Genomic DNA, 8,431 nt, shown 5'->3' with positions numbered 1-8,431 from the left:
AGTTCTCAGCAGATGAGGGAGCAACTTGGAGTCCATGGACGGGTAGCTATAATATTGGCACGTTGGCAGCAGGAGCTTCAAGGATTATTATAATAAGGGGAATAGTTTCTAAGACAGCTACCGGAACTATTACCAACACGGCGGAAGTAACTTCTACAACACCAGACCCTAATCCTAATAACAATACTTCAACAGTAGATACAACCATTAGTTTCCGTTGCAAAATTTACTGCAAATGCTGTTGTCACTGTAATAAAGTTTATTACAAATCTTGTTGTCATTGCAAAATTGGCTATGAATGTTTCTATTGCAAAAGCCATAGAAATAGAAGTTATAGATAATATAATTAAACGACCTATAATTTCTAGTAGTAAATAAATTGAGATCAGTAAACTTAGTAAATGTTTATAAAGCATGTCTTTCATTCCTATAAGAGAATTAAGATTATTGAAAAAACCCTATGAAATATAGGGTTTTTTCAACAAAATTTAGTAAAATACAGTTTTTTGTTTATTAGCTCTATCCAGACCTTATTTTCTAAATTAGATTATTACTAAGTGACGCCTTTATACTCTATTTTACCAGTTTTATCCTATGATTTTAACTGCCTAAAATCCTTTATAGGTTTTTAGATTCATCTGTTTATCTCTTATCGACACTATGGGCTCAATATATATCTAAGCTTTCATTACATACCTTCTCTATCTTATTTGCAGCTGCACTTGCTCCTCCAGCTTTCTGCAAACCTTTAGAAATTACTTCTGCATTTCTTTTATATGATACATCATTCAATATTTGTAAAACAATTTCTCGGATGCTACTTGCAGTACTTGATTTTAATCTTTTCCCAGCATTCAATTCCGCTACTCGGTTTGCCACCATAACTTCCTCACTATGTAATGGAAATAAAATAGATGGCACACCAAAATATAAACTTTCACTTATACTATTCATTCCGCAATGGGTAATAAATAAATCAGTCTGTTGCAAAACTTCTAATTGTTCAACTTTGGGATAAATTTTAAAATTATCTGGCAATTTGCCAAAGCTAAAAATGTCTGTCTTCTCTCCAACAGACATGATAACTTGGCAATCTACATCAGCTAATGCCTGAATACAGTTTTGATAAAAATGTCTATTTTGATTCAATACAGTTCCCAATGAGATGTAAATCAGTGGATATTTCTTTTCAATTTGATCAATTTCTGGAACTTGGAAAGAAGGCCCCACAAAAGCATACTTATCTGAAAATGTTTCTGCCATAGGCTGAAATTCTTTGGATGTATAAACAATTGTATCAGTATTATTATCATTTTGAATAATACTTATAAAGTTTTTTACCTTATAACCTTTTTCTTGAAGTAGATTTATTTTTTTATTAATTCTTGGAATGCCCATAAGCATACGGAATATTTCTTTTAGGCTTTGTTTCATCAGCCTTGCAGTATGTTTATTCATTGCAAAAGTCGTAGTAGAACAAACATAGGGGATATCTAATTTTATTGCAAATAATTTTCCCCAAATACATATAGAGTCTGATACTATACAATGTGGTTGAAATTCTTTAAGCTCTCTACATACCTTTTCATCTAGGCTCATAGTCATATCTGCTGTCATCTCTATAAGAGATGCAAAATCCTTTCCCACTTTCTTTTCTACATCTGGTGTAAGTTCTGGTAGATAGTTATCACACGGAATAAATTTAGCACCTGCATTTTCAATTTTCTCTTGAAACTCATAAAAAGAATAATACCAAACTTCATGACCTCGTTTTACCAATTCATCTACTACTGCTATAGTAGGATTAGTGTGTCCATGAGCTGGGATACTGAAGAATACTATTTTACTCATCGCATTCTTCTCCAGACTTACTCAATTTTTTTATTTCTTTTGCAAAAATAAGTGAATCTTCTTCCGATTTCGATGGATAAATTTCCTGTGCCTTACCTTCAAAAATTGCATCGGCAATCTTAGAAAAAACATCATACCGCTCAATTGCAATACCTCTTTGGGCATCTGCAAGTAAAATTAAAGTATCTCCTGGAGAAATATCAAACATATCTCTTACTTCCTTTGGAATAACAATCTGCCCCTTTGAACCTACCTTCACAGAACCCATATATTTATCTTCTAAAATTTTTTTATTCATAGTACACTCCCTTTCAGTATTACTTTTCATACTAGTTATACTAATTATACCTTTATATTGAAATTTTGTCAATTAACTAACTTAAATATTACTAGATAAATATACATCTCCTAAGTTGTAATGATACTAATACTCAAAAATGTCCCCTAAACCTATGAGTCTAGAGGACAAAAACACATTTATATATTTAATTATAATATTTATAACCTCGATATTTAAATTTACTTCTTAAAACATTAATAAATATGATAATTGCACCCTATCATACTTCTTCTAACATCCTGTATCCAACTCCCATTTCTGTTAAAATATATTGGGGATCTGCCGTATTTTTTTCAATTTTTCTTCTAAGGTTTGCAACATTGACCCTAAGTGCTTTGCTTTTGCTCACATATGGTCCCCAAAGTTCACGGCATAGAAACTCATGGGTCAGTACAGTACCCGCATTCAGAGAAAGCAAGACAATAATTCGATATTCAATAGGAGTCAAATGTACTGCCTTTTCAGCTACTGTTACTATTCTCTTATCATAATCAATGTATAAATCACCCAAACTAAAGGATTGATTTACCTTGCTGTTCTTTATTTTCGATATATGCCCTTTCCGCAGAGCAGTTCTAATTCTTGCCATTAGAATAGCATTGTTAAAAGGCTTTGTAATATAGTCATCTGCACCACTGTCAAGAGCTGATATAATGAACTTCTCTTCATGTCTTGCCGATACAATAATCACAGGAACCAAGCTCCAACTCCTAATAGATTCAATTACTTCCATGCCATCCATATCCGGCAGTCCTAAATCCAGTAAGATTAAATCCGGACAATGAGATGAAGCAAGGGAAATTGCTTCTTGCCCATTAACAGCCTTCAGCGTCCTATAGCCTTGTAACTCTAGTTTCACAGAAATGAATTCGCTGATTGCTTCCTCATCCTCTACTATCATAATAACGTGTTTATTTTCCATAGCAATACCTTTCTAGCAACCTACGCTCTCTGAGTTGCAAACACAAACAACCTCTAAAAAGACTCGTAAGAGACCTCTTCCAGATACAATCTTTGTGTCTATTAATAATTTTTTTCATATTTCTCCCTGCAAAGCGGTATTGTAAACATAAATTGTGCCCCGCCTTCTGGCCGATTATTTGCATATATCTCTCCTCCATGGGCTCTGATTATAGTTTTACAAATAGAAAGTCCAATCCCCAAATCTCGTGTTGAATCTTTATATAGATTTTCTGACGTAACCGTAAAGTTAAATAACATAGGAAGAATCTTTGAATCTATCCCCGGACCGTTGTCCGCTATAATAAAACTCACAAAATCACCCATTTCTTTTACTTCTATTACCACATCTGACTTTTGACCTTGAGCGTGTTTTTGTGTATTTTCCAAAAGATTAATAAGGACTTGGGAGATCAACATAATATCTATTGGAAGTAAAATCACATTTTCAGGCTGATTTACAATGACTTCAGCATTAGGAAAGCGTTTGCGGAAAGTTGAGACAGCTCCTTCTATAACCTCTTCTACGATTTCTTCTGATTTATCAATTACCATATCATTCTTCTGAACCTTTGTAATGGACAATATGTTTTCAATCATATTTAAAAGCCATTGGGAATCATTCTGTATTCCCTCTATTAATTTGGTCTGTATTTCATAAGGTATTTTATTTCCTTCTTCCAATAGAGTAGAGCTGGCACCTATAATACCAGTAAGTGGAGTTCTCAAATCGTGAGATATGCTTCTTAAAAAGCTGTTCTTTACTTTTTCCGCTTCCATCATCACCTTAGCTTCTTGCTGTTCTACCATAAGACGATACATTCTAAGTGCTTGAGCCGTTTGATCGGATATTAATTCTAAAAATACCTTTTGCTTCTTGTTCAAATCCTTTTCCCCAAAGGAAAAAGCAAATACTCCATAGGTAATATTCTGTGCAACTATGGGAAAAAAATATCCATAGTCCTTATCATCCAAGGCTTCCTGTTTATCCGCAGCAAGTCTTACTAAATAAAATATTTCCTCTTTAGTAAAATACTCAATACCCACATCATCCTTTACATATCTAAAATAAGGATTTAGCTTTCCTTTTGGTTTGATATCTTCAAAAAAAGCTATAGAATGTATTAATTCATCCTTTAAAAATTCCATCGAGTATCTTACTATGGTATCCAAATCCCTTGTAGAAAGAAGCTTCCGATTAATACTATATAACAGTTCAGCATGTTTACGCTTCTTCCTAGCATGTTCTGCCTGTGCCTTAATTCTGGTAGTAATAGTACTGCTAGTAAAAACTACAGTCAGCAGTATAATAAGAGTCACTGGGAAATCCAAAGTAAAACTAAAGCCAAACCTTGGCGAGGTTATTAGAAAATCATAAGTAAATACTCCTATAACTGCCGACAACACTCCATAAATATATCCTTCTGTAACAGCTGTAATAATAAATATTGCCATAGACATTACAATATTTATATTTTGATGTCCAAGATCATAACGGTAAAGAACTTCACAGATAAATAATGTACTACAAAGAATACAGAGAGAGAAAATAATATTTTTAAACTTTTTCTTATTCAAATTAACCCACCCTATACTTTCTATATGACTATCAATCAAATACATAATATCATTTTTAATCCTCATACATTTATTATCATATATTATATCATAGTTCTAACAATAGCATTTATATTAGTAACTTGTTACCCAAACATGGAAATAAAAATCCCTGCTATAATTGCTGAACCTATGGTGCTTGCAACAATAGGTCCCATTGCATGCATTAAAAGATGGTTCGAAGGATTGTATTCTTGACCTAACTTCTGAGATATTCTGGCAGCCATAGGCATTGCAGATACTCCTGCATTTCCAATGAGAGGATTCACCTTTCCCCCTGTCAATTTGCATAAAATTTTTGCTACTATTATTCCTCCAGCTGTTCCCATTATAAATGCAAAAAGACCTAAGACAATAATAAGAAGTGTTTTAATATTTAATACCCTATCGGCCGTTGCACTTCCTCCAATAGATAAACCAATTAATAATGTAAGCAAATTCAATAAATCTCCCTGAAGCATTCTGGATAACCTTTCTGTCACACCGCTCTCTCTGATAAGATTACCAAGCATTAACATTGCAATCAATGTTGCGGCAGAAGGTACAAAAATTAAAACTAACAACGTTATTACAATAGGAAAAATAATTTTCTTTCTTCTAGATACCTTTTTAGGAATAGGCATAACTATCATTCTTTCCTTTTTGGTAGTAAGCGCTCTCATTATCGGCGGCTGAATAAGGGGAACTAAAGCCATATATGAATACGCTGCAATAGTAATCGTCGGAAGCAAATGACTTGCCAGTTGTTTTGTGATATAAATTGAGATCGGACCATCTGAACTTCCTATCACTCCGATTGCTGCCGCTTCCTTCATAGTGAAATTTTCAAAGCCAGGGATAAAATATGAAACTACATATCCTAAACCTAATGCTCCGAACATCGCTGCAAAAATGCCAAGCTGACCTCCAAGACCAATTAATGCTGTCTTAGGTGATGACATTAAGGGACTAAAATCTGTCATTGCACCAATACAGATAAAAATCATGGGAGGATAAATCCCAAGCTCAATACCCTTGTATAAATAATAAATCAACCCACCTTCATCATAGGAAGACAGACCTGCAATAGGTATATTAGCAATAATCATTCCAAATGCCAATGGAAGAAGGAGTAATGGCTCATATTTCCTCTCTACAGCCATATATGCAAGGGCAAGTCCCAAAATTATCATTATTATCTGGGACAGTGTTAAACTGTCTATTATACTAGTTATGTAATTAATATCCATCATCTCCTAATCATTTGTATATCTACACTATTGTGTAGCCATCGTGGTTAACAATAGCATCTATCTTCTGTTTCTCTTTACACATTTTACATTCAGATGGCTTTGATACTTCATAATTTGGTATATCCTCAGCACTGAAGATGGCATTGATTTCATAACCTGCTATTTCATTCTTTGCAGAAAAAATAGCAGATATCCCTTCGAGTTTCCCTCCATAATAACTAATACATTCCAATGCCTTTAAAATGGTTTTACCAGTAGAAGCAGAACTTATCAGCAAAACAATATGTTTGTTGTAAACAAATTTCTGATTACTTTGCATAAAAATCAGCTGCCCACTTACAGAAACTGTGGGACGTATCACATGAATCTCTCTGTCACTATTGACTACCATAGAACCATTTTCCATAAGTTCTTCTGCCATATATGCACCAATTACATCTGTATCTTCCATGCAAATGATGGTATCTACAAGACTCTTTGCCAAATAAGGAATAGCCATTTCTCTAGCTACATCCCTTGCCACTAGTGCATTTACTTTTATTCTACTCATGTTCAAATAATGATTTACATGTGAATTTCCTGTAGTGAAGTGACCAGGAATTACATCTAGAGTGATCAGCTTATTCTTTGGAGATTCAATAGTAAAAACACGATTTTCTAACATATTTTCCTCCTTTTTTACTCTAAAATCTTATTCATTCCTATTAATTATAAAAGAAATAGGTATAAAGAAGTTGTTAAGAAAATTGGGAGGTCGATAGAATTAATTCCACCAACCTCCCACATCACTTAAGTGAGTTTGTCCAGTAATTAAGTAAAAAGACTTCTTGTACTGCAGAATAACTGTAACCACCTGTATATATACATATTTTCTAACTAAAATCTTTTGATCATTGAATGCTGAAGGAAATTTTATTTGTCTTGTTTATAGTCTGAAAAGCTTGACTAATCTCATAGGATTTAAGAGATTAATAAGGCACTTTTACATGAAAAAAGTTGCCTACTCCTATTAGAGCAACCAACTTTTTATTTTTATATTTAGCTGATTAAATTATCTCAGAGTGTTTGAACCCATCTTTGATTGTATCAGTCTTTTTAAATGTGATTATTCAGGATTGAATTTTCATTTTTTATTTCTTTCCTCTTTTTATCTTATTCTCCAATTTCCCTTTTTTAGTATATATTGATTTATTCTTTCCCCATTCATTTTCATTTGACAGCTGACAGTATGTTTTCCATCTATCTTTTGAAAGTATCCCCTCTTCAATTGCTTGATTTACTGCACATCCTGGCTCCTTGCTATGGCTACAGTTATTGTATTTACATTTAGTAAAAAGTTCAATTACATCCGAAAACGTATCGTTTATGCCATCTTCAACATCCCACATTCCAAGTTCCCTAATTCCTGGAGTATCAATAACAATTACTCCTGAAGCAAGCTCAATCAACTGTCTATGAGTTGTCGTATGTCGCCCTTTAGAATCATTTTCACGTATCTCACTTACCATCATAATTTCTTCCCCTGCAATTGCATTCACAAGTGTCGATTTCCCTACGCCAGAAGATCCTAAAAAACTATAGTTTTCCTGCCTGTATATATACATTTAATTGTTTCATTCCATATCCAGTTTTGGCACTAATAGCGAGAACATCAGCCTTTTCTGATATACTTTTTACCTGTGTTATATAAGCCTCTGGATTATCACATTCATCTGCTTTTGTCAAAATCACTATCGGTTTTCCACCACTTTGCAAAGCCACACTAATATATCTTGTTATTCTATTTAAATTAAAGTCATGATTCAAAGATGAAAGAATAAATATATAATCAAAATTAGCTGCTATTACCTGCTCTTTCACTGTTTTAACATATCCAGCAGCATGTCCTGAAAAATCTGTTCTAGAAAAAGAACTCTTTCGTTCACATATTTCCTGAATTAAAGAATCTCCATTTTCATTATATTTTAGAAGAACGTAGTCTCCCACTACAGGATACTCTTTATTCATTTTATCTTTATAAAAAGCACCTTTTAATTTTGCATTTGTTTCTCCATATCCACATAGTACCTTGAATAATTCTCTCTGCACTTCGCTAACACGAGCTACAATTAAATTATCTTTTTCTCTTGTCAGAATCCTTTCGCTCTTATAAATTTCTTCAAATCTCACCGTATTACCTCCAATTTTTTGCACAAAAAAACTTGCCCATCGACAAGTTCTGTTTATACAGTATTTTCAAAAGGGTTGTTTTTATAGAGTACACGGAAAAATCACAGTTCCAACGTACACTCAAGTATTAAATTATTGATTTATCACCGTATTCAAATTTGCCATAATTTAATCAACTCCCTTCGAAATAAAATTGAAAGCTGTATTTTCTTATATTGTACTAAAATGAAATAGAAAATACAACCATAATTTTCAATTATAT

Annotated in this window: 9 protein-coding genes and 1 pseudogene; 1 reads left to right on the top strand and 9 read right to left on the bottom strand. The window is 33.1% G+C overall.

What is annotated here, in order from left to right; all coding sequences use genetic code 11:
• Positions 1-62: 62 nt before the first annotated feature.
• Positions 63-140, top strand: a pseudogene (locus CIW83_RS23725) (hypothetical protein); the annotation flags it as partial.
• Positions 141-188: 48 nt separating this feature from the next.
• On the opposite strand, the gene CIW83_RS22265 reads toward CIW83_RS23725, so the two are convergent.
• From CIW83_RS22265 to rsgA (CIW83_RS24390), 9 genes are all read right to left on the bottom strand, one after another.
• Entirely contained in the window at positions 189-416 is a 228-nt protein-coding gene (locus tag CIW83_RS22265; protein WP_158220111.1) for a hypothetical protein, read from the bottom strand.
• 250 nt (positions 417-666) lie between these two features.
• On the bottom strand, positions 667-1,851 hold the full coding sequence (locus tag CIW83_RS12205) for a macrolide family glycosyltransferase (RefSeq protein WP_094901556.1): 1,185 nt from the start codon (positions 1,849-1,851) through the stop codon (positions 667-669).
• Positions 1,844-2,149, bottom strand: coding sequence for an AbrB/MazE/SpoVT family DNA-binding domain-containing protein (locus CIW83_RS12200; RefSeq protein WP_094901562.1), 306 nt, complete (start codon positions 2,147-2,149; stop codon positions 1,844-1,846). The genes CIW83_RS12205 and CIW83_RS12200 overlap by 8 nt, the downstream gene beginning before the upstream one ends.
• Positions 2,150-2,411: 262 nt before the next feature.
• Positions 2,412-3,113 carry a response regulator gene (locus CIW83_RS12195; RefSeq protein ID WP_094901554.1) on the bottom strand — a complete coding sequence of 234 codons (702 nt, stop codon included), beginning with the start codon at positions 3,111-3,113 and terminating at the stop codon, positions 2,412-2,414.
• A gap of 101 nt (positions 3,114-3,214) precedes the next feature.
• Positions 3,215-4,729 (bottom strand): ATP-binding protein, encoded by a 1,515-nt coding sequence (locus CIW83_RS12190; RefSeq protein WP_158220110.1) that lies wholly within the window; start codon positions 4,727-4,729, stop codon positions 3,215-3,217.
• 125 nt (positions 4,730-4,854) lie between these two features.
• Positions 4,855-5,997: a sodium ion-translocating decarboxylase subunit beta gene (locus tag CIW83_RS12185; protein WP_235601307.1), complete on the bottom strand. Its 1,143-nt coding sequence runs from the start codon at positions 5,995-5,997 to the stop codon at positions 4,855-4,857.
• 22 nt (positions 5,998-6,019) lie between these two features.
• Positions 6,020-6,664 carry a hypothetical protein gene (locus CIW83_RS12180; RefSeq protein WP_094901548.1) on the bottom strand — a complete coding sequence of 215 codons (645 nt, stop codon included), beginning with the start codon at positions 6,662-6,664 and terminating at the stop codon, positions 6,020-6,022.
• A gap of 466 nt (positions 6,665-7,130) precedes the next feature.
• Positions 7,131-7,604, bottom strand: a complete 474-nt coding sequence (rsgA, locus tag CIW83_RS24395) for a ribosome small subunit-dependent GTPase A (protein ID WP_094901546.1) — start codon at positions 7,602-7,604, stop codon at positions 7,131-7,133.
• A complete protein-coding gene (rsgA, locus tag CIW83_RS24390) occupies positions 7,576-8,169 on the bottom strand; it encodes a GTPase RsgA (protein ID WP_094901544.1) in 594 nt (197 codons plus the stop codon). Before rsgA (CIW83_RS24390) ends, rsgA (CIW83_RS24395) begins: the two co-directional genes overlap by 29 nt.
• Positions 8,170-8,431: the final 262 nt, after the last annotated feature.

Source organism: Tissierella sp. P1 (genome assembly GCF_002266425.1).
Lineage (GTDB): Bacteria > Bacillota > Clostridia > Tissierellales > Tissierellaceae > Tissierella > Tissierella carlieri.
This window is presented reverse-complemented; position numbering and strand designations above follow the sequence as displayed.

What these genes read in the sequence shown, in the direction of transcription:
- CIW83_RS22265 (WP_158220111.1), bottom strand. Translation starts at nt 416, where the DNA reads ATGCTTTATAAACATTTACTAAGTTTACTGATCTCAATTTATTTACTA.
- CIW83_RS12205 (WP_094901556.1), bottom strand. Translation starts at nt 1,851, where the DNA reads ATGAGTAAAATAGTATTCTTCAGTATCCCAGCTCATGGACACACTAAT.
- CIW83_RS12200 (WP_094901562.1), bottom strand. Translation starts at nt 2,149, where the DNA reads ATGAATAAAAAAATTTTAGAAGATAAATATATGGGTTCTGTGAAGGTA.
- CIW83_RS12195 (WP_094901554.1), bottom strand. Translation starts at nt 3,113, where the DNA reads ATGGAAAATAAACACGTTATTATGATAGTAGAGGATGAGGAAGCAATC.
- CIW83_RS12185 (WP_235601307.1), bottom strand. Translation starts at nt 5,997, where the DNA reads ATGGATATTAATTACATAACTAGTATAATAGACAGTTTAACACTGTCC.
- CIW83_RS12180 (WP_094901548.1), bottom strand. Translation starts at nt 6,664, where the DNA reads ATGTTAGAAAATCGTGTTTTTACTATTGAATCTCCAAAGAATAAGCTG.
- rsgA (WP_094901546.1), bottom strand. Translation starts at nt 7,604, where the DNA reads ATGTATATATACAGGCAGGAAAACTATAGTTTTTTAGGATCTTCTGGC.